The sequence below is a fragment of the Pseudomonas sp. AC463 genome (assembly GCF_979253585.1).
This window is the reverse complement of sequence record NZ_CEEDDZ010001077.1, coordinates 1-242: the sequence shown is the minus strand read 5'-3', so window position 1 is coordinate 242 and position 242 is coordinate 1. Positions and strand designations below refer to the sequence as shown.

At 74.0% G+C, this 242-nt stretch carries 1 protein-coding gene; it reads left to right on the top strand.

Annotation, left to right across the window (positions count from 1 at the left end; all coding sequences use genetic code 11):
• Nucleotides 1–13 precede the first annotated feature (13 nt).
• Nucleotides 14–242: GDSL-type esterase/lipase family protein (locus tag AC0IYH_RS33585; RefSeq protein WP_471838770.1), on the top strand; the 229-nt coding region annotated here is incomplete at its 3' end.

Below are 242 nucleotides of genomic sequence, written 5' to 3'. Positions count from 1 at the left end.
CGCCGGTTATGGCTTGCGTCCCGACGAAAGCCTGCCCGCCCGGCTTCAGGCGCGGTTGCGCGCGACCCGTCCGCTCGCGCAGGTGGTGAATGCAGGCGTGTCCGGCGACACGACCGAAGGCGCATGGCGGCGGCTGCCCCGCGTGCTGAGCGCGTTGCCGGGCCGGCCCGACCTCGCACTGGTGCAGATCGGCCCGAACGACGTGCTGCGCGCGATCCCGCCGGAACGGATGCGCGCCCATC